Raw genomic sequence first — 20,369 nt, forward strand, 5'->3', positions numbered from 1 at the left:
AGCGTGAAGGTCCCCCTGCATCAGCGGGAGTTGAGCATGAGCCACGGCCACAGTCACGGCGACCACGGTCACCACCACCATCACGGAGACGGCGACACCTCGTCACTGCCGCCCGCCCTCGACACGTCCATACCCGACTCCGACTTGACGCCCAGTCAGCTCTCGCGCAGAGGCATGCTGCGCCGAACGGGCCTGCTGGGCGCGGGACTTGCGGCGGGCAGCGTGCTCGCCGGTGCGGGGGAGGCAGCCGCGTCGGTGCAGCAGGCGACCCAGCAGGCGTCCCAGAAGTCGCGTGGCGGTGGCTACTTGTGGCTGGCCGGCGACCACCACATCCACACGCAGTACAGCAGCGACGCGAAGTACCGGGTCATCGACCACGTACGCCAGGCGAACGCGCACGGCCTGGACTGGATGGTCATCACCGACCACGGCAGCGTCGCGCACGCCAAGATCGGTGTGGAGAAGGTCAATCCGGACATCGTCGACGCCCGTGACCAGACCGACGACACCCTCGTCTTCCAGGGCCTGGAGTGGAACATCCCGGGCGCCGAGCACGGCACGGTGTTCGTCCACCCCGGCTCCAACGAGGTAGCCGTACTCAAGGAGTTCGAGAACTCCTTCGACGGCAGCGTCAAGAACGCGAGCGGCAACTCGCCCGCGAACGAGGCCCTCGCGATCGCGGGCGTCAACTTCCTCGCCGACCAGGTCCGCCGCCGCAAGGTCAAGGACGCGCTGTTCCTCGCCAACCACCCGGCGCGCAAGGGCATTGACTCCCCGCACGAGATCCGCGGCTGGCGCGACGCGCAGCCCACGATCGCGGTCGGCATGGAGGGCGCCCCCGGCCACCAGGCGGGCGGCATCCCGAAGCCGAACGGCCCGGGCAGCGGACGCGGCATCTATGACAACAGCCCCAGCGCCGACTCCTTCCCCGGGTACCCGCTGGAGAGTTACCGCACCTGGGGCGGCTTCGACTGGATGACATCGACGGTCGGCGGCCTGTGGGACAGCCTCCTCGCCGAGGGCAAGCCGTGGTGGATCACCGCCAACTCCGACTCCCACAACGTCTACGCGGACACGGCGGTACGCGGCCCGGGCGGCGACTTCAACGCCAACGGCCGCTACGAGGACCCCGTTTACGGCACCGGCATCAGCCTCACCGACACCGACTTCTGGCCCGGCCAGTACTCCCGCACGCACGTAGGCGCGGCCTCCTTCTCGTACAAGGCGGTCATGGACGGCATCCGCGCGGGCCGCGTCTGGGTCGACCACGGCGGCCTGATCAGCGGCCTGGACGCCCGCCTGTCCTACGGCGGCCGCGAGGTCACCCTCGGCGGCGCGCTGCACGTACGCCGAGGCGCACAGGTGGACCTGACCATCAGGATCAGCCTGGCGAACGGCCCCAACTGGGCCCAGTTCCAGCCCAAGTTGGCCCGAGTCGACGTCATCCAGGGCGACGTCACCGGCCCGGTAACGGACAAGGACACCTTCGCCACCCCGAAGACAAAGGTCGTCAAGTCCTTCGAGGTCGACAAGTCCACCGGCACCGTCCGCCTCACGTACTCCCTCGGCCGCCTCGACAAGCCGGTCTACGTCCGCCTCCGCGGCACCGACGGCAACCGCACCGCCGTAGGCATCAACGGCGCATCCGTAGACCCCGTAGGCCCCGCGATGGACGTCCTCGGCGACGCCGACCCGTGGAAGGACCTCTGGTTCTACTCCAACCCGATGTGGGTCCTCCCCTCATGACCACCCCGTACGACCCGTCCGGCGTCCACCCCGTCATAGGGGTGGACGCCGGCACGGCGACCCTCCGCGAGGCGGACCACCTGATCCGGGACCTGGCGATCACACTGGGCCTTCCACCCGGGACGGTCGCCTGCACCCACCTGATCCGGACGGAGACGCGGAGGGGGACGGCGATCTCGCTTGCCCTGCCGGAGAAGGGTTCAGCGGAGGATGCCTGGCAACGACTCACGGCAACGGAGATGGGCGCGGCCCTGGACGACCGTAGACACGGTCCCGCGGAGGCGGCCGCCCTGGCCGCGGCCGAACACACCGCACGCCGGTCCGGCCGAGCCGTTCTCTTCCCCGGCTCGGATCAACTCACCGGCACGGTCACGGTGGCCGACCTCCTGCAACTGACGGCGATCGACGGGGTGTTCGTGGTGGGCGCCACGTGGGGCGAAGCTCCGGACCCTGTCACACCCGTACACACCCAGGACCACGTACGCCCCGAATGGCGCGAGGGCCAACTGATCCTGGCCCTGGTCCCGGCGGCAGGCAACGCCCTGGCCCCCTTCGAGGTCCCCAACCCGACACCGTGCTGCGCGGATCACCCGTGACTTAAACCGCCGACCAACCCCGACCTACCTAGGGGCGCGGGGAACTGCGCGACCAGCCCCCACCGGGCCCGCACACAACCACAACCGCGCCCCAGTTCACATCACTCCGCCGCAGCCCGCCCAGTAAGCGCCGTCAAACTACTCCGCACATGATCCATATGCGCCTGCACGTCATCCCAGGTCTCCCCATGCTCGCGCAGCACCCGCTCCGTATCCCGAGCAACCCGCTCCGCCCGCACCCGAGCCTCCGCCACCACCTCAGCCGCCCGAGCGGCCGCCTCCTCCTGCAGCCGCCGATCCGACAACTCCGCCTCGGCAAAAGCCTGTTGAGCCTCCCCCAACGCAGCCTCCGCAAGAGCGACGCGCTCGGCATACTCCGCATCCAGAGCCGCCGCCCGGGACGACGCCTCCCGCTCGGCCGACGCCCACCGCTCCTCGTGCTCCTTCGCCTGCTCCCCCAACATCCCGGCGGTACGCTGCCGCACCTCACGCAACGCGGACAACGCCTCGGTCCGCCCCTCCTTCACCTCCCGCCGAGCCCCGATCCGAATGTCATCGGCCTCGGCACGGGCGGCAAGCAGCAACTGCCGAGCCCGCTCATCCGCCTCCGCGCGGAGCGCATCCGCCTGCTCCCGCGCCCCCTGAAGCACACCCGAGGCGCACGCCTCGGCCTGCGCAACCTCGGCTTCCGCCGCACGCCGCGCGGAATCCCGTAGAGCCGCGGCCTCCTCCACCCCCAGCTGGAACAACCGCTGCGCCCGCTCTCCCAGCGCCTCGTACGTCTGCGGAGCCAGCCGGGAAACGGCAACCCGCATCCGCTCGGCCTCCGCCTCCATGTCCTTGGCGAGGACGGTCAGCCGCGCGGCCCGTTCCCACGCGGCGTCCCGGTACTGCGAGATCGCCGCCGCGTACGCGTCGACCTGGTCGGGGCGGTAGCCGCGCCCCCGTACGGCCACGAAGCCACGTGGTGACACCGATGCGCTGCTCATCCTGGAACCCCTCTCCATCCGACGGACACGACATGATGATTTGCCGCATATCTTGATGGATCGGGCGGAAGTGTTCATAACGCGACACTCCGCAGACAGGTAACGGGCATCAGGCAACGCAAAAGGGCCGACCCCGATCACACGACCGGGCCCGGCCCTTCAACACAGCTCAATACAGCCTGTTCAGCGGATCGGGGTCACAACAACCCGTCCCACATCTGCTCCAGCAACACGGACCACCAGCTCTCCGGCGACCCCAACGCCGCCGGATCCAGCGAAGCGAGCTGCGCCTGGAAGTCGACGGTCCAACGGCCCGCCTGCTCCTGGTTCAACCCGTACCGCAGTCGCCACATCCGTCCGAGCAGCGCCAGACAGCGCGCGAACTCCGGCAGCCCCGTGTTCACGAACTGCGGCGGTACGGGCGCCCCGCCCGGCCCCGCCTCCACGGGCACGGCGACGATGTTGGCCGTGCCGTACTGGACGCAGATCGCGCGGCCGAAGTCGCTGCCCATGACGAGGTACGAGCCCGCGTCGGCGGACGGCCGCACCCCGCGCTCCTGCGCGAGTTCGGCCAACGTCGGTACGGGGCGACCCGGTTGGGCCTGCGCCCAGAAGAACGGGCCCATGTCCATCGGCAGCCCCGCCGCGACCAGCGTGTGCGCGACGACCGGCGGTACGCCCTGCCGGGACACCGCCGCCTGCTCGAACCGGAAGACTCCCGGCCCGAACGCGCCCGCCAGTTCCTGCGCGATCGCCTCCGGCGGGATCGGCGGCGTCGGCTGCACCGGCGGCAACGGCGCCCGCACCGGGGCGAGTCGGGCCGGCCCGTCGGCGACCTGGTGCAACTCGCCCTGGTGGGCGAGGAGTTCACGCATCCCCTGCTGCCGGCTCGCGTGATCCGTACCGTACGGCGCGATGCTGGCGATCCGCGCCTGCGGCCACTGTTCGCGGATCATCCGCGCGCAGTACGCGCCCGGCAGTTCGCAGGACTCCAACTCCGTGTGCAGTTCGAGGACTTGGTCCGGCGGGATGTTCATGCCGCGCAGCTCGTGGAAGATCTGCCACTCCGGGTGCGGCGTCCCCGGCGCGGACCGCCGGATCAGCTGCTGCTCGGACCCGTCCGGCGCGCGGTACCGCAACACGGCCTGATAACCCGGTCCTACGGTCGGCTGCCCCTGCTGCGGATAACCGTAGGCAGGCTGCTGCTGCCCCGGGAACGGCTGCCCCGGCGCGGGCATGGGAGGCATCCCCTGACCGGGCACGGGCTGCCCCGGCGGCGGCATCGCACCGGGAGGCACCGCACCCGGCGCCATCGGCTGCGGCGGAGCACCCGGCGGCATACCGGGAGCGCCCAACGCACCGGGCGCGCCCGGGAATTGCGGCGGCGGAGGCACACCGGGCCCACCCGCAGGCGGCCCGGCGAGCATGGTCTCCGCGTGATGCACGGCACCATGGGCACCCCCCTGCGAACCGGGGCTGCCGGGAGCGCCGGGAACCCCGGGCGGCTTGGGCGCACCCGGAACCCCGGGTACCCCAGGGGCACCCGGCGACTGCGGAGGCCGCGGCCCGGCAGCCCCAGGCCCACCCTGCCCAGGGTCGGCAAACATCGTCGCGGCATGGTGCACCTCACCCGGAGGAGTACCCCCGGGAGTATTCGGCGCGCCGGGCACACCCGGCGGCTGCGGAGCACCCGGACCCCCGGGACCGCCCGAACCTCCAGGCCCCTCCGGCCCGAGCCCAGACACCATCTGCGTCGCCACATACCCACCGGGCGGCGGCGGAGAAGCCGGCGGAGGCGAGGCAGGCGCACCACCCGGCCGCGCACCCGGAGTCCCCGGCGCACCCGGCGGAGGAGGCGTGGTCGACCCACCGCCCCGGCGCGGCGGAGGCGCCGCCTTGCTGGTCGCGGCGTCGGCGATGTCCCCGGCATTGGGCGCGAGCGCCCGCCCCGGCACCCCGGGCCCACCGGGAGGCTGAGGCACATTGCCACCGGGCCCCTGGGGATACCCGTACGACGACGGAGCCGGCGGAGGCGCACCCTGCGCACCACCAGGAGCCGACGCGGCACCCGGCGCACCGGGCCCCTGCGGATACCCGTACGACGACGAACCCGGCGCACCACCACCGGAGTTGGAATGGGAATTGGAGTCGGAGTCGGACCCGTCCAGCGCCGGGGACAGTGCCGTACGCGGGAGTTGACTGCCCCCGGAGATCAGCGCGGTCTTGGCGTCGGGCGGGGTGTTGTCCTCGGGCTCGCTCAAAGGCGGCGCGAAGACGGTCGCGGGCAGCGGCACCGAACGGTCCTCGCCGGCATCGGCGTTGGTGTCGGTCCCCGCCCAGGGAGTAGCCCCGGCAGGCACGGCGGGCGCGTCGTCCGACACCCCGGACCCCCCGGCATCCGGCCAAGCGGAAGCGGCGGGCACCCCGGCCTGAGTCTCCGGAAGCGAACTCCTCGCCGAACCATGAGCGGACGAACCATGAGCCCCAACCCCCGCACCTGCACCCGGAGTTGAACCTGGAGTCCCAACTCCCGCACCTGCAGCCGGAGTTGATCCCTGAGCCCCAACCCCCGCCCCACCGGCCGAAGTTGACGAAGAACTCCCTCGCCTGTCCGGAATCCCCAGCTTGTCGGCGGCCTCCTGCAACCACTCCGGCGGACTCAGCAGGAACGAGGTCTGGTTGAGGTCCACCCGGGCGGCCGGAGCCGCCGGTACGGCGTCGGCGACCTCGTCGGCGCGGCCGTACTCCTCCTCGTAGCGGCGGATGACCTCACCCACCGGCAGCGAGGGCCACAGCGTGGCCTCGCCGCTGTCGCGGGCGAGCACCATCCGCTGCGCGCCGCCGTCCGAACGCGGTCCGTCGGCGCGGTCCTCGGCCCAGATCACGAAACCGAGGTCGAACTCCCGTACCCGCACCTCGCGATGCTGGTACGACGGCACCTCGCCGTTGATCCACTCCTCGGCGCGCTCCTGCGCCTGTGCGAAGGTCACCATCGTTCAGCTCACTCCCCCACCGCAGGCGCCGCGGACGACACCGGAACGGACTGGGCGAACCCGCCGTCCACCATCAGATTCGCCACCGTCTCCAACTCCGGGGGATTTCCCGCGAGTCGGGCGAGGAACTGGTCGAAATCGTCCCCGGCACGCAACAACAACCGCTCCACGCGGTCGGCCGGCGCCTGCGACGGATCGACGTCGCGGGCATCGTCGTAGGCGCAGAACCAGACCGAGCCGATCGCCTGCCCCTTGACCTTCACCGCGAGCAAGCCGCCCTGGACGAAACCGACGCCGAGATAGTCCTTGGTGAGGTGGTCGCGCAGACATTTGTTGACATACACAAGGTCGTTGACGGCGGCCTCGTCACGCACCGTGAAGAACGGCTGGTCGACCAGGAGCCCCAACTCGGCGTCCAGGGCGGTGCCGATGGGCGCGGAGCCGCCGGCCGCCTTGAGGAACGAGCGGTAGGCGCCCGGGAGTCGGTAGCCGAGGTCCTCCTCGACACCCTGCACCTGCGCCTCGGTGACCGCCAGCGTCGACTTCGGCAGTCCGAAGTGCGCGGGGCGGGTCTCCTGGAGCGGGCGGGTTCCACGCTTGGTGTGGTCGACGGCGGCCGTGGCGATCCCGCCGTGGTGGCGCAGCAGCGCCTTCACGTCGACGGGGACGAGTTCGAGGCGCCGGGTGCCGACCACGTGGTGCCAGGTCCAGCCGTGCGGGGTGGCCACCGCGGGCACGGTGTCCCACAACTCATGACCGGTCGCGGCAAGCGCAGCATTCGCCGACACGTAATCCGTCAGCCTCAGCTCGTCGACTCCGAACCCCTCCGGGGGCTCGGCGATCTCGGCCGCAGCACGCGCGTACGGCGAGAAGTCGGGATAGCCGTGCTCGTCCATCCGCACCCCTCGCGGGTGACGGGCCGCCCGGACCGGGTCCGGGAAGTGCACGACCTGCCCGGCGTAGGCCGCGTTCGGTGGCACGGCTCGCTGCCCGAGCCGACCTGTCGTCATGGCGGTTGCCCCCTGCGGCATTCAGTACGATTCACAGCGGGCCAAATATCCAACTAGCCCCACTACGCCCCGTATCGACTGTCTCGTCTTCTTCTTGTTCTTCTTGACGTCTACGTTCGACCGTCTCCCCGCATGTCTCCACGCGTGGATCGCGGTGCGGACAGCCTATGCCGTACGGCGACACCGGTCACCGGCAGCGGTGAGCCGCACCCGCCCACCGCACCTGTCACCGAACGCACCGCACTCGTCACCGGACCTTCACTTCCGTGACCTGCCGTCACCCCGTCGTGACAGCCCGCCGAAGCCCTGGCGTGTCGCACCGCCCCAGCTACCGCACCAGCCACGGCATTTGGCACTCTGTGACCCGCCGGGGGATGCTCGGGAGGGGATGACGATCATGAACGCGACGCAGACGGGACCGCACACCGGGGCGCAGACCGGACCTTCCGGCGACCCCCGGGTCGGCTGGAGCGCCACCGAGGCACGGCACACACCGGCCCTCAATCACCGCCGTGACGGCATACTTCCGACCGTCGCCGCCGCCCTCTCCGTCCGCGGCGCCACCACCCTCACCGGCACCGCGGCCCGCGGCGACCAGCCGCCCGCGCTGCACCCGCTGGTGCAGGACTTCCTGGACACCCTCACCAGCACCCAGCGCGACCGCTTCACCGGCCGCTGCGCCGAGGCGATCCTGATCTCCCGCCACATCACCGCGGCGGACGAGGCCCGCAGCAAACGCGCCGCCCGCAAGCCGATGACCAACGGCGAGGCCCGCAAAACCCTCAAGCAGGCCAAGCTCACCGCCCGCCGCATCCGCGAGGACGGCGACCCCCTGCACGGCAGCTTCGCAACCCCCTGCCAAGCCTGCACAGCCCTGAGCGCCCACTTCGGCGTCAGAGTCGTAGACCCCACGACGGAACCGGCCTGACACCCAACCCCCGTAAACCCCAAGGAACTTGAGCACCACAGCACCACAGCACAACCACAAGAACTCGGCACCACCGCACCACGACACAACCGCACGAACTCCGCACCACCGCACCACCGTCCCTGACGCCGACGATCGAAGGCAGATGCAAGCCGACCGCGACCGCCACTACTCCACGCGCTTCTCCGTGCCCGTCGACGCCGCCCTGCGCGCCGCCGGCTGGCAGCCCGGCCGCTGGGACATAAAGCAGGCCGAGATCTGGGCGGACACCCTGCGCGACCACACCTCGCCCGCGGGACACCAGCACGCCGTGTTCCCGGCGGCGGTCGAGGCCTGGGCCGAGTTCGGCGGCCTGCGCATCACACCTTCCGGCCCCGGCCGCCAGATCTCCCCCGTGGCGCTCCACCTGGACCCACTGCACGGCCTCCACATGGCCCGCACCCTCGGCGACCTCGGCCGAGCCCTGGACACCGACGTCAGCCCCCTGGGCGAGGAGCCGGACACCCAGTCCCTCCTGGCCATCGACACCGAGGGCCGCGTCTACGCCCTGGACCACACGGGCGACTGGTACCTGGGCCCAGACATCGACCAGGCCCTAGCCACCCTGATCTCGGGCATAGAGCCGGTACGACTCACAGCGGGCTGACCGGAGCCAAGCGACGCGCAAGCCGCGTACGGCGAGAAGGCGACGTGTCGGGGGGTGTCCGCCCGCAGCGGTCGGCGCTCAACACCACCACACTCTTGAGAAACGCCCCCGCGCCGATCCGAGGACGGAGACCCCCCGGCGCGGCGCCGACCCAAGACAAAAGCCCGGCGTACCACAACGCACCCGCACCCAGCCACAAAGCCGCACCCCGCACCACCTAGGGGCGCGGGGAACTGCGCGACCAGCCCCCACCGAACCCGCACCCGACAACTCAAGCAGCCGGAATAACCGCCGAAACCCGAAACCCCCCGGCGTCCGTAGGCCCCGAAACAAACACCCCACCCAACGCAAGCACCCGCTCCCGCATCCCCACCAGCCCGTTCCCCCCAGAGGGCAACCGCGCAGCCGCCGCAGACGCCAACTCCGGCGGCGGCTCATTCTCGACCTGCATAGCAATCTCGGACACCCGATGCGCAAGCCGCACATGCGTCTTCGCACCGGCCGCGTGCTTATGGACGTTGGTCAACGCCTCCTGCACCACCCGATACGCGGTCTGCTCGATCTCCGCCGCGTACGACCGACTCTCACCCTCCACCGACAGATCAACGGCCATCCCGGCCGCCGCCGACTGCCCGAGCAACTCGTCCACGTCAGATAGACAAGGCCCGTCCCCCGCCCCCTCGTCCTCCACGGCCCGAGAAGCCGCAGCCGCCGCCGCAACCCCCACCGCGACGAGCGGCACAGCCGCCCGCTCACGCGCGTCCCGACTGTCCCCGCTCCTCAACACCCCCAGCATTTCCCGCAGTTCGGTGAGCGCCTGCCGCCCCATGTCCCCCACGAGCGCCGCGTTCTTGACGGCTTTCTCGGGATCCTTCCGGGCAACGGCCTGCAGCGCCGCCGCATGCACGACCATCAGACTCACCCGATGCGCGACGACGTCATGCATCTCCCGCGCGATCCGGGTCCGTTCCTCACCCCGGGCCCACTCGGCCCGCTCCTCGGCACGCTCCGCGAGAAGCTGAAGCTCCCGCTCCAGACTGTCCGCCCGCTCCCGGAGACTCTCCATCAGCCGCCGCCGGGCACCCACGTACATACCGAGCAGAACAGGCGGCGCGGTCATCCCGACCGCCGTCGTAATGGAAGCGAACGGAACGAACCAGTCCCCCAGTTCCCACGTCCCCCGCTGCATGTCCTGCCGTACCCGCACGAACATGACGATCAGCATGCCGAGGAAGGACATCCCGGCCAGCGACCCGATGATCCGGCGCGGCAACTCAGAAGCAGCCAGGGTGTACAGCCCCACGATGCCCATCAGGTAACCCATCTGGGCCGGGGTGATGGCGATGGACACCAGCACAACGGCGATCGGCCACTTCCGCCGGACGATCAGCGCCGACCCGGCCAGCACCCCGAAGACGACTCCCACCGCGGCCGGAATCCCCGCGTCGTGCGCGAACCGAACCCCCTCCGCCCCGCACTCCGCGGCGGACCCCGCCGCGAGCCCCGTGTCCAGCACCGCACTGCGCCACCTGGTCCACCACCACGGCCCTCCCCGGGCCGTGGCATGGTCTTCCCCCGTCGTGGTCATGCCTCCAGCCTACGGGCGTTCAGGCCCGCTTTTCCGGCGAGTTTCCGCGACGTGCCTCCGCCACGGCGCGTACCGAACCTCCGCCACGACACGTATCGATCAACACCACAGCGCGTAATCGAACAGCCACGAAACCGATCACCCACGACAAGTCCCGTCGCACGGAGGGCATCCGGTACGGCATAGTGTTCTGTGCCCACTCGGCGACCAGACTAATTGTCCGGTTCTACGAGTTTGATCCCCCGTGGTGTAATTGGCAGCACCGTGGCTTTTGGTGCCATTTGTCCGGGTTCGAGTCCTGGCGGGGGAGCAACAACCTTCTCCAGTACCCCACTTCGGGCCCTGACAGCACTGTCAGGGCCCACTCTCATGTCCCCCATGAAACGCCCCGGTATCCTGCGAATGTCCACCCCCCAGCATTCCGAAGCCGAAGGGCAAATCCGTGAGCGCCATTCGCCCGGCAGCCGTCGTCGTCCTCGCAGCGGGTGAGGGCACCCGTATGAAGTCGGCCACACCGAAGGTCCTGCACGAGCTCTGCGGCCGGACCCTGGTCGGCCATGTGCTGGCCGCCGCCCGCGAGTTGGAGCCGGAGAACCTGGTCGTCGTCGTGGGCCACGCCCGCGAGCAGGTGACCGCCCACCTCGGCGAGACCGACCCCGGCGTACGGACCGCGGTCCAGGCCGAGCAGAACGGCACGGGTCACGCCGTACGCATGGCGCTCGAAGAACTCGGCACGGTCGACGGCACCGTCGTGGTCGTCTGCGGAGACACCCCCCTCCTCCGCGGCGAGACTCTCCGCACCCTCGCCGCCAACCACACCGCCGACGGCAACGCGGTGACGGTCCTGACCGCCGAGGTTCCGGACGCCACCGGCTACGGCCGCATCGTCCGCGACGGCGCCTCCGGCGCGGTGACCGCGATCGTCGAGCACAAGGACGCCTCCGACTCGCAGCGCGCGATCCGCGAGATCAACTCCGGAGTCTTCGCGTTCGACGGGCAGTTGCTCGCGGACGCCCTCGGCAAGGTGCGCACGGACAACAGCCAGGGCGAGGAGTACCTCACCGACGTCCTCGGCATCCTGCGCGAGGCCGGACACCGGGTCGGCGCCTCCGTCGCGGGCGACCACCGCGAGATCGCCGGCATCAACAACCGCGTCCAGCTGTCCGAGGCGCGCCGCATCCTGAACGACCGCCTGCTCACCGAGGCCATGCTCGCCGGGGTCACCGTCATCGACCCGGCGACGACCTGGATCGACGTCGACGTCACGTTCGGCCAGGACGCGATCGTCCACCCGGGCACCCAGCTGCACGGCACCACGCACATCGGGGAAAGTGCGGAGGTAGGTCCCAACAGTCGACTGAAGGACACCGTCGTAGAGGCCGGTGCCCGCGTCGACAACACAGTCGCCGACAGCGCACACGTAGGAGCACAGGCGACCGTAGGCCCGTTCGCCTACCTCCGCCCCGGCACCCGCCTGGGCGCGAAGGGCAAGATCGGCACATACGTCGAGACGAAGAACGCGTCGATCGGCGAGGGCACGAAGGTCCCGCACCTCTCCTATGTCGGGGACGCGACGATCGGCGAGTACACGAACATCGGTGCGGCAAGCGTGTTCGTCAACTACGACGGGCAGGACAAACACCACACCACCGTCGGATCGCATTGCCGGACGGGTTCGGACAATATGTTTGTGGCACCCGTCACGGTCGGGGACGGCGCGTACACCGCCGCCGGCTCCGTGATCACCAAGGACGTACCGCCCGGTTCGCTGGCCGTGGCCCGTGGCCAGCAGCGGAATATCGAGGGTTGGGTCGCCCGCAAGCGCCCCGGCAGCGCGGCGGCGAAGGCCGCGGAAACGGCTTCCCGCCAGGGCGAGAGCGAAGACTGACCGGAAACGGGTGCGTCGAACACGGCGTACCGTGATAAACGCACACCCAGTTGATAACCCTCTGAGGAGACAGTGCTGTGACCGGGATCAAGACGACCGGCGAGAAGAAGATGATGTTCTTCTCCGGCCGCGCCCACCCCGAGCTTGCCCAGGAGGTCGCCCAGCAACTGGGTGTCGGGGTCGTCCCGACGAAGGCCTTCGACTTCGCGAACGGCGAGATCTACGTCCGCTTCGAGGAGTCGGTGCGCGGTGCGGACTGTTTCGTGATCCAGAGCCACACGGCTCCGATCAACCAGTGGATCATGGAGCAGCTCATCATGATCGACGCCCTCAAGCGCGCGTCGGCCCGCTCCATCACCGTGATCGTCCCCTTCTACGGCTACGCCCGCCAGGACAAGAAGCACCGCGGCCGTGAGCCCATCTCGGCCCGCCTGGTCGCGGACCTGATGAAGACGGCGGGTGCCCACCGCATCCTCACCGTCGACCTGCACACCGACCAGATCCAGGGCTTCTTCGACGGCCCCGTGGACCACCTCTTCGCCCTCCCGCTCCTCGCGGACTACGTGGGCTCCAAGGTCGACCGCAGCAAGCTGACCGTCGTCTCCCCGGACGCCGGCCGCGTGCGCGTCGCCGACCGCTGGTGCGACCGCCTGGGCGCGCCCCTCGCGATCGTGCACAAGCGGCGCGACAAGGACGTGGCGAACCAGGTCACCGTCCACGAGGTCGTCGGCGAGGTCAAGGGCCGCGTCTGCGTCCTGGTCGACGACATGATCGACACCGGCGGCACGATCTGCGCCGCGGCGGACGCCCTGTTCGCGCACGGCGCGGAGGACGTCATCGTGACGGCCACGCACGGCGTGCTCTCCGGCCCGGCGGCCGACCGCCTGAAGAACTCCCGCGTCAGCGAGTTCATCCTCACCAACACCCTCCCGACCCCGGGCGAACTCGGCGCCGACCTCGACAAGATCACGGTCCTGTCGATCGCCCCGACCATCGCGAGCGCGGTCCGAGAGGTCTTCGAGGACGGCTCGGTCACCAGCCTCTTCGACGAGCACTGAGACAGCCCCTCACAGACCGATCCGTAGATCGATTTCCGGTACGGCCTCCCCGCCGAGTAAGCTGCCACAGTTGCTCGGCGAGGGAGGCCGTACCAGTTCTCGGGTACGGCGGTCCGTTATCGACGCGCTCTTCGTAGCAGGCCGATGTTCGGCCGGGTGACCACCTTCCCCGACTGTTCTACGAGGAGTGACCATGGCCGACGTCAAGCTCGCCGCCGAGACCCGCACCGAGTTCGGCAAGGGTGCCGCCCGCCGTATCCGCCGTGACAAGAAGGTCCCCGCCGTGGTCTACGGCCACGGTGTCGACCCGCTGCACATCACCCTGCCGGGCCACGAGCTGCAGCTCGCCCTGCGTACCCCGAACGTCCTGCTCACCCTGGACATCGAGGGCAAGACCCAGCTCGCGATCCCGAAGGCCGTCCAGCGTGACGCCATCAAGGGCTTCCTCGAGCACGTCGACCTGCTCACCGTGAAGAGCGGCGAGAAGGTCACCGTCGAGGTCTACGTCCACACCGAGGGCGAGCTGGCCCCGGGCTCCTTCCTGCTGGAGCACGTGCTGAGCACGATCACCGTCGAGGCCGAGGCCACGCACATCCCCGAGTCGGTCACCGTGTCCATCGCGGGCCTGGAGGCCGGCGCCTCCATCGCCGCCAAGGACATCCCGCTGCCCAAGGGCACCACGCTGGCGATCGACGAGGACGCGGTCGTCCTCCAGGTCCTGGCCGCCCAGGCCGAGGAGGCGTCCGCCGACGCCGAGGCCGAGAGCACCGAGGCCTGATCCTCACCGCTCACCGTTTCGTCAGCCGCTGTTCCCACCGGGAGCAGCGGCTGGCGCGTATCAAGGAGACATGGACGTGACGACCGACGCCAATGCCCCCTGGCTGATCGTGGGACTCGGCAACCCCGGCCCCGAGTACGCCAACAACCGGCACAACGTGGGCTTCATGGTGGCCGACCTGCTCGCCGAGCGGATCGGCGGCAAGTTCAAGCGGGCCGGCAAGGCACAGGCGCAGGTCCTGGAGGGCCGGATCGGCGCCCCGGGTCCGGCGAGCCGCCGAGTCGTCCTGGTCAAGCCGACCTCGTTCATGAACCTCTCCGGCGGCCCGGTCAACGCCCTGCGCGACTTCTACAAGGTGCCGCTCGCGAACATCGTCGCCATCCACGACGAACTGGACATCGACTACGGCACCCTCCGCCTCAAGCTCGGCGGCGGCGACAACGGCCACAACGGCCTGAAGTCGATGACGAAGGCGATGGGCCCGGACTACCACCGGCTGCGCTTCGGCATCGGACGCCCGCCGGGCCGGATGCAGGTGGCCGACTTCGTCCTGAAGGACTTCTCTTCTACGGAGCGCAAGGAACTGGACTTCCTGGTGGACCGCGCGACGGACTCGGTCGAGTGCCTGGTGAGCGAGGGCCTGGAGCGGGCGCAGAGCGCGTACAACTCCTGACCCGCCCGACTTGCCCGACTCGCCTGAATTACCCGGATAGCCCGGCTTAACTCTCTTGTCCCGCGCGGGAGTTGACCGCGCGTGCGGGTATGGCCAATGATCCCCGCCATGTCACCCGCAGCCTCCGCATCGCCCGGCGCCTTCGCCGCCCTGAACTTCGGACGGCTCGCGGCGATGGGCACGGTCACCGTGCTGCTCCTGATCGCCGGGGTGTGGGGCTCGTGGCCGACCGCGCACAACGTGATGCTCACCAAGGGCCGCGAGACCGGCACGATCCAGGTCACCGCGTGCGCCGACGACACCTGCACCGGCCCGTACACCCCGGTCTCCACGGGATCGAAGGCCCGCGCCAAGGTCGTCATCGACCACACGGTCGCGGTGAAGAAGGGCCAGACGTACGCCGTGGTCGTGAAGCCCGGCACCGACGAGGTCATACGCTCCGGCCCGGCCGGCATCCTCTACGCCTGGGTCCCCCTCGGCGGCGCCCTGTTGCTCGCCTCGGTGGTGGTCGCGGGCGGCCTGCGCCTGACCCGGGCCGCGTGGGTACTGGCCGGGTCGGGGTTCGTACTGCTGACGGCGGCGTTCCTGGCGCTGTGAACGGTCGTAGGACATAAAAGTGCCCCCGAGCTTCTACGACAGCTCGGGGGCACCCCTGGTTCTGCTGAACGGCCGTTGGGTCAGCCGGTGTTGCGCAGCCCCGCCGCGACACCGTTCACCGTGAGGAGCAGGGCCCGCGAGAGCAGCGGGTCCGGGTCCGCCCCCGCCGCCGCCTCGTCCCGCTGACGCTTCAGCAGGGTGACCTGGAGGTACGAGATCGGGTCGAGGTAGGCGTCGCGGATGGTGAAGGTCTGCTTCAACACCGGGGTGGCGTCGAGGAGTTCGGCCTCGCCAGTGACGCGGAGGACCTCGGCGACGGTCAGGTCGTGCTCGGCCCTGATCGTGTCGAAGACGTGCTTCAGCTCGTCCGGGACGAGGGTGTCGACGTAGTGCTGGGCGATCCGCAGGTCCGTCTTGGCCAGCGTCATCTCGACGTTGGAGATGAAGTTGCGGAAGAAGTGCCACTGCCCGTGCATCTCGTCGAGCACGGTGTCGAGGCCGGCCTCGCGCAGCGCCTTCAGGCCTGAGCCGACACCGAACCACCCCGGCACGATCTGCCGGGACTGGGTCCAGCCGAACACCCACGGGATGGCGCGCAGTCCGTCGAGCGAGACGCCCGAGCCGGGGCGGCGGGAGGGCCGCGAGCCCAGGTGCAGTTCGGCGAGCTGGTCCACCGGCGTGGAGGCGAGGAAGTACGTCGGCAGGTCCGGGTCCTCGACGAGCCTGCGGTAGGCGGAGTGGGCGGCGTCGCTGACCACGTCCATGGCCGCGTCCCAGCGGGCGAGCGCCTCGTCGGACTGGCGGGGCGAGGTGTGCAGCGCGGAGGCCTGGAGGGTGGCGGCCACCGTCAGCTCCAGGTTCTCCCTCGCCAGGGACGGCACCAGGTACTTGTCGGAGATGACCTCGCCCTGCTCGGTCACCTTGATCTCGCCCTCCAGGGTGCCCCAGGGCTGGGCGAGGATCGCGTCGTGGGACGGACCGCCACCGCGGCCGACGGTTCCGCCGCGACCGTGGAAGAGCCGGAGCCGGACGCCGTAGCGGTGGGCCACGTCACGCAGACGCCGCTGGGCCCGGTGGATCTCCCACTGGGACGTCGTAATGCCACCGAACTTGGAGGAGTCCGAGTACCCGAGCATGACCTCCTGGACGTCCCCGCGCAGCGCCACGAGCCGCCGGTAGGACGGGTCGGAGAGCATGTCCTCCAGGATCGTGTCGGCGGCCTTCAGCTCGTCCGTGGTCTCCAGCAGCGGGACGATGCCGACCTTCGCCCACCCGGCGTGCAGGTCGATCAGCCCGGCCTCGCGGGCCAGCACGGCGGCGGCGAAGACGTCGTCGGCGCCCTGGCACATCGAGATGATGTACGACTCGATGACCTCGGGCCCGAAGACGGCGAGCGCCTTCTTGACCGTCTCGAACACACCGAGGGTCTTCTCACCGGCCGCGTCGACGGGCGCGGGAGTCGGAGCCAGCGGCCGCCTCGACCGCAGTTCCTTCGCGAGCAGCTTGGCGCGGTACTCGCGGGGCATGTCGGAGTACCGCCAGGACTCCTCGCCGAGCCGGTCGAAGAGCTGGCCCAGCGCGTGGTGGTGGGCGTCCGCGTGCTCGCGTACGTCCATGGTCGCGAGCTGGAGGCCGAACGCGCCGAGCGTGCGGATCGTACGGTCCATGCGGCCGTCGGCGAAGAGGCCGCCGCGGTGGGCGCGCAGGGAGGTCTGGATCAGGGTGAGGTCGTGCAGCAGCTCGGCGGTGCCGAGGTAGTCGCGGCCGTCCTCGTGCGGGGTGCCCTTGGCCAGGCGGGACTTGGTGTTCTCCAGCTTCTGCCGGATGCAGGTGGCCTTGAGGCGGTACGGCTCCTCGGCGTTGAGGCGCTTGTAGCGGGGGCTGATCTCCGGCAGCCGCTCCAGGTCGGTCTGGAGGGAGCCGAGCAGCTCCTCCGTCGCACCCGTGTAGCGGATGGAGTTGGAGAGGAAGCCGCGCAGCTCGTCGATCGTCTCCAGGGCGTCGTTGATGCCGTGCTCGTGCTGGAGGATCAGGACGTCCCAGGTGACCTGGGGCGTGACGTTCGGGTTGCCGTCGCGGTCGCCGCCGATCCAGGTGCCGAAGGTGAGCGGGCGGGTGTCGTCGGGCAGCTTGACGCCGACGCGCTCCAGCTCGGCGGTGAGGTCTTCGAGGACGTCACCGACGGCGCCCGCGTGCAGCTCGTCGAGGTAGTAGATGGCATTACGGGCCTCGTCGGCGGGCTCCGGCCGTACGACCCTCAGCTCGTCGGTCTGCCACACCAGGTCGATGTTCTCGGCCAGACGGGTGTCGTAGCGACGGCGGTCGGACTCGATGACCGGGGTCTCCAGGAGCGTGGCGATGCGCCGGAGCTTGTTGAGGACCGACCGGCGCGCGGCCTCGGTGGGGTGCGCGGTGAAGACCGGGCGGACGTTCAGGTTCTTGACCGTCTCGCGCAGGTGGTCGGGGTCGGCGTCCTTGAGGCGGTCGGCCGTACGGGCGAGGAGACCGCCCTCGGCGGCACGGCGGGCGCGCAGCTCGCGGCCGCGGTGGACCTGCTCGGTGACGTTGGCCAGGTGGAAGTAGGTGGAGAAGGCGCGGACCAGCTTCGCGGCGGTCTCCAGCTCTATGCCGCGCAGCAGCTCGGCGGCGGCCTCGCCGTCCTCCCGGGTGAGGCGGCGGACCTTCTCGACCAGTTCGAGCAGCTCGGGGCCCTCCTGGCGGACGAGGGTCTCGCCCAGGAGATCGCCCAGGCGCCGGATGTCGGCGCGCAGCGCACTGCCGGTCGAGGTGGTGCTCGTGGTCAGGTCGTCGGCACTGCTCACAGGTGCGGCTCCTTGCAGTGTTTGAAGCTCGTCTGGAGGGAACCCGGACGGCGGTCCCGCGGCGGCTGCCGCATACGGGACGGACATCCGGGAAGAAAACAGAGCGGACCGCGCTGTCCGACCGACACCCAGGATAGGTGTCCACTCTGACGCGCGGTCTCACGGGCTTCGTCCACCGGTCGACGCGCTGCCATACTTACGTCGCCGTAGGTTACGGAACCGTAGGGATGTCCATGCTGAACTGTTGCTGCCCGGCTCCCGCCGTCCGACGCTCCGCCTCCACCTCCGAACCCCCCAGGGGACGCCCATGACCACGAGCTCCGATGTGATCGACGACGCCCCGCGGGCGAACGACGACGGCACTCCGCTCCCCGCCGCCACCCTGGGCGGCGAGAGGAAGGGGTCGCTGGAACAGATCACTCTTCTCCTCTTCATCACCGTCCCGTTCCTGGCCCTGCTCGCGGCGGTGCCGCTGGCGTGGAGCTGGGGCGGCGTGAGCTGGCTGGACCTCGGCCTGCTGGTGTTCTTCTACTACCTCGGCTGCCACGGCGTGACGATCGGCTACCACCGGTACTTCACGCACGGCTCCTTCAAGGCGAAGCGCCCGCTGCGGATCGCCATCGCGATCGCCGGGTCGATGGCGGTCGAGGGGCCGCTGGTGCGCTGGGTCGCCGACCACCGCAAGCACCACAAGTTCTCCGACGCGGAGGGCGACCCGCATTCGCCGTGGCGCTACGGCGAGACCGTGCCGGCGCTGATCAAGGGCCTGTGGTGGGCGCACATCGCGTGGATGTTCGACGAGGAGCGCACCCCGCAGGACAAGTACGCGCCTGACCTGATCAAGGACAAGGCGATCCGGACGATCTCCCGCCACTTCATCTACTGGACGATGCTGTCGCTCGCGCTGCCGGCGCTGATCGGCGGGCTGGTGACGATGTCCTGGTGGGGCGCGTTCACGGGCTTCTTCTGGGGCTCGCTCGTCCGCGTGGCCCTGCTGCACCACGTCACCTGGTCGATCAACTCGATCTGCCACGCGGTCGGCAAGCGCCCCTTCAAGTCCCGGGACCGCTCGGGCAACGTGTGGTGGCTGGCGATCCTGTCCTGCGGCGAGTCCTGGCACAACCTGCACCACGCCGACCCGACGTCCGCGCGGCACGGTGTGGAGCGCGGCCAGCTGGACTCCTCGGCACGGATCATCCGCTGGTGCGAGCAGCTCGGCTGGGCCTATGACGTGCGCTGGCCGTCACGCTCGCGTATCGATTCGCGCCGTATCTCCGGTACGGACGGCTCTCGGCCCCGGAAGGAGTCGGCGGAGGCGGCATGATTGACGCCGTGGCGACCGATCCCAGCAGCACCCCGAGCAACGAGAAGCCCCGACGCGCGCGCCGCACCCGGATGACGGGAGCGGAACGCCGGGCGCAGTTGCTGGAAGTCGGTCGCACGCTCTTCGCGACGAAGGGCTTCGAGGCCACGTCGGTGGAGGAGATCGCGGCGAAGGCCGGCGTCTCCAAGCCGGTGGTCTACGAGCACTTCGGCGGCAAGGAGGGCCTGTACGCGGTGGTCGTGGACCGCGAGATGCGCCGCCTCCTCGACATGGTGACCAGCTCCCTGACGGCCGGCCACCCCCGCGAACTCTGCGAACAGGCGGCCTTCGCCCTCCTCGACTACATCGAGGAGTACACGGACGGCTTCCGCATCCTGGTCCGCGACTCCCCCATCCCCCAGTCCACGGGTTCCTTCGCGTCCCTGATCTCGGACATCGCGACGCAGGTCGAGGACATCCTGGGCCGCGAGTTCAAGAGCCGGGGCTTCGACGCGAAGCTCGCTCCCCTCTACGCCCAGGCCCTGGTCGGCATGGTCGCGTTGACCGGCCAGTGGTGGCTGGACGTCCGCCGCCCGAAGAAGGCGGAGGTCGCCGCGCATCTGGTGAACCTCGCGTGGCACGGGCTGGACGGGTTGGAGTCGAAGCCGCACTTGATAGGGCGCCGGAAGAGCTGAGAGCGCGCGTCCGTACGGAGCGTGAAAGGGGCCCCTGCTGAAGAGCAGGGGCCCCTTTC

Annotated in this window: 16 protein-coding genes and 1 tRNA gene; 12 read left to right on the forward strand and 5 right to left on the reverse strand. The window is 70.1% G+C overall.

The genetic code is table 11. The annotated features are described in order from the left end of the window. Nucleotides 1-36 precede the first annotated feature (36 nt). A complete protein-coding gene (locus ACIBK4_RS18935; protein WP_398995899.1) occupies nucleotides 37-1,746 on the forward strand; it encodes a PHP domain-containing protein in 1,710 nt (569 codons plus the stop codon). Beyond that, a complete protein-coding gene (locus ACIBK4_RS18940) occupies nucleotides 1,743-2,342 on the forward strand; it encodes a hypothetical protein (RefSeq protein WP_398995900.1) in 600 nt (199 codons plus the stop codon). The genes ACIBK4_RS18935 and ACIBK4_RS18940 overlap by 4 nt, the downstream gene beginning before the upstream one ends. Nucleotides 2,343-2,443: 101 nt before the next feature. On the opposite strand, the gene ACIBK4_RS18945 is transcribed toward ACIBK4_RS18940, so the two are convergent. The 3 genes from ACIBK4_RS18945 to ACIBK4_RS18955 form a co-directional block, all read right to left on the reverse strand. Next, nucleotides 2,444-3,331, reverse strand: a complete 888-nt coding sequence (locus tag ACIBK4_RS18945; protein WP_398995901.1) for a cellulose-binding protein — start codon at nucleotides 3,329-3,331, stop codon at nucleotides 2,444-2,446. A 197-nt stretch (nucleotides 3,332-3,528) separates the two neighbouring features. Then, complete coding sequence (locus tag ACIBK4_RS18950; RefSeq protein ID WP_398995902.1) at nucleotides 3,529-6,324, reverse strand: SUKH-4 family immunity protein; 2,796 nt, start codon at nucleotides 6,322-6,324, stop codon at nucleotides 3,529-3,531. Nucleotides 6,325-6,332: 8 nt separating this feature from the next. Beyond that, complete coding sequence (locus ACIBK4_RS18955; protein ID WP_398995903.1) at nucleotides 6,333-7,334, reverse strand: SMI1/KNR4 family protein; 1,002 nt, start codon at nucleotides 7,332-7,334, stop codon at nucleotides 6,333-6,335. Between the two features lie 388 nt (nucleotides 7,335-7,722). On the opposite strand from ACIBK4_RS18955, the gene ACIBK4_RS18960 reads away from it, so the two are divergent. Together ACIBK4_RS18960 and ACIBK4_RS18965 are read left to right on the forward strand one after the other, a co-directional pair. Then, on the forward strand, nucleotides 7,723-8,262 hold the full coding sequence (locus tag ACIBK4_RS18960) for a YwqJ-related putative deaminase (protein WP_398995904.1): 540 nt from the start codon (nucleotides 7,723-7,725) through the stop codon (nucleotides 8,260-8,262). A 145-nt stretch (nucleotides 8,263-8,407) separates the two neighbouring features. Then, nucleotides 8,408-8,908: an SUKH-3 domain-containing protein gene (locus ACIBK4_RS18965; RefSeq protein WP_398995905.1), complete on the forward strand. Its 501-nt coding sequence runs from the start codon at nucleotides 8,408-8,410 to the stop codon at nucleotides 8,906-8,908. Nucleotides 8,909-9,179: 271 nt separating this feature from the next. Here the strand turns inward: ACIBK4_RS18965 and ACIBK4_RS18970 are convergent, their stop codons facing one another. Further along, the gene (locus tag ACIBK4_RS18970; RefSeq protein ID WP_398995906.1) at nucleotides 9,180-10,496 is read right to left on the reverse strand and encodes a sensor histidine kinase; all 1,317 of its coding nucleotides are present in this window, start codon (nucleotides 10,494-10,496) and stop codon (nucleotides 9,180-9,182) included. Between the two features lie 238 nt (nucleotides 10,497-10,734). Between ACIBK4_RS18970 and ACIBK4_RS18975 the strand changes: the two genes are divergently transcribed. The 6 genes from ACIBK4_RS18975 to ACIBK4_RS19000 all read left to right on the forward strand — a co-directional run bounded on the left by ACIBK4_RS18975 (nucleotide 10,735) and on the right by ACIBK4_RS19000 (nucleotide 15,490). Next, nucleotides 10,735-10,806: transfer RNA gene (locus ACIBK4_RS18975), tRNA-Gln, on the forward strand. 132 nt (nucleotides 10,807-10,938) lie between these two features. Beyond that, nucleotides 10,939-12,384, forward strand: a complete 1,446-nt coding sequence (gene glmU, locus ACIBK4_RS18980) for a bifunctional UDP-N-acetylglucosamine diphosphorylase/glucosamine-1-phosphate N-acetyltransferase GlmU (RefSeq protein WP_398995907.1) — start codon at nucleotides 10,939-10,941, stop codon at nucleotides 12,382-12,384. Between the two features lie 77 nt (nucleotides 12,385-12,461). Then, nucleotides 12,462-13,442, forward strand: coding sequence for a ribose-phosphate diphosphokinase (locus ACIBK4_RS18985; protein ID WP_398995908.1), 981 nt, complete (start codon nucleotides 12,462-12,464; stop codon nucleotides 13,440-13,442). Nucleotides 13,443-13,635: 193 nt separating this feature from the next. Beyond that, nucleotides 13,636-14,220 (forward strand): 50S ribosomal protein L25/general stress protein Ctc, encoded by a 585-nt coding sequence (locus ACIBK4_RS18990; RefSeq protein WP_033284304.1) that lies wholly within the window; start codon nucleotides 13,636-13,638, stop codon nucleotides 14,218-14,220. 70 nt (nucleotides 14,221-14,290) lie between these two features. Further along, nucleotides 14,291-14,893, forward strand: coding sequence for an aminoacyl-tRNA hydrolase (gene pth / locus ACIBK4_RS18995; RefSeq protein ID WP_398995909.1), 603 nt, complete (start codon nucleotides 14,291-14,293; stop codon nucleotides 14,891-14,893). Nucleotides 14,894-14,989: 96 nt separating this feature from the next. Continuing rightward, complete coding sequence (locus tag ACIBK4_RS19000) at nucleotides 14,990-15,490, forward strand: hypothetical protein (RefSeq protein WP_398995910.1); 501 nt, start codon at nucleotides 14,990-14,992, stop codon at nucleotides 15,488-15,490. Nucleotides 15,491-15,570: 80 nt separating this feature from the next. On the opposite strand, the gene ppc is transcribed toward ACIBK4_RS19000, so the two are convergent. Next, nucleotides 15,571-18,312, reverse strand: coding sequence for a phosphoenolpyruvate carboxylase (gene ppc, locus ACIBK4_RS19005; protein WP_398995911.1), 2,742 nt, complete (start codon nucleotides 18,310-18,312; stop codon nucleotides 15,571-15,573). A 307-nt stretch (nucleotides 18,313-18,619) separates the two neighbouring features. On the opposite strand from ppc, the gene ACIBK4_RS19010 reads away from it, so the two are divergent. Then, nucleotides 18,620-19,636, forward strand: coding sequence for an acyl-CoA desaturase (locus ACIBK4_RS19010; RefSeq protein ID WP_398995912.1), 1,017 nt, complete (start codon nucleotides 18,620-18,622; stop codon nucleotides 19,634-19,636). Continuing rightward, nucleotides 19,633-20,310, forward strand: a complete 678-nt coding sequence (locus ACIBK4_RS19015) for a TetR/AcrR family transcriptional regulator (RefSeq protein WP_019064642.1) — start codon at nucleotides 19,633-19,635, stop codon at nucleotides 20,308-20,310. Before ACIBK4_RS19010 ends, ACIBK4_RS19015 begins: the two co-directional genes overlap by 4 nt. Nucleotides 20,311-20,369 lie beyond the last annotated feature (59 nt).

This window comes from Streptomyces sp. NPDC050528 (assembly GCF_044457795.1).
Taxonomy (GTDB): domain Bacteria; phylum Actinomycetota; class Actinomycetes; order Streptomycetales; family Streptomycetaceae; genus Streptomyces.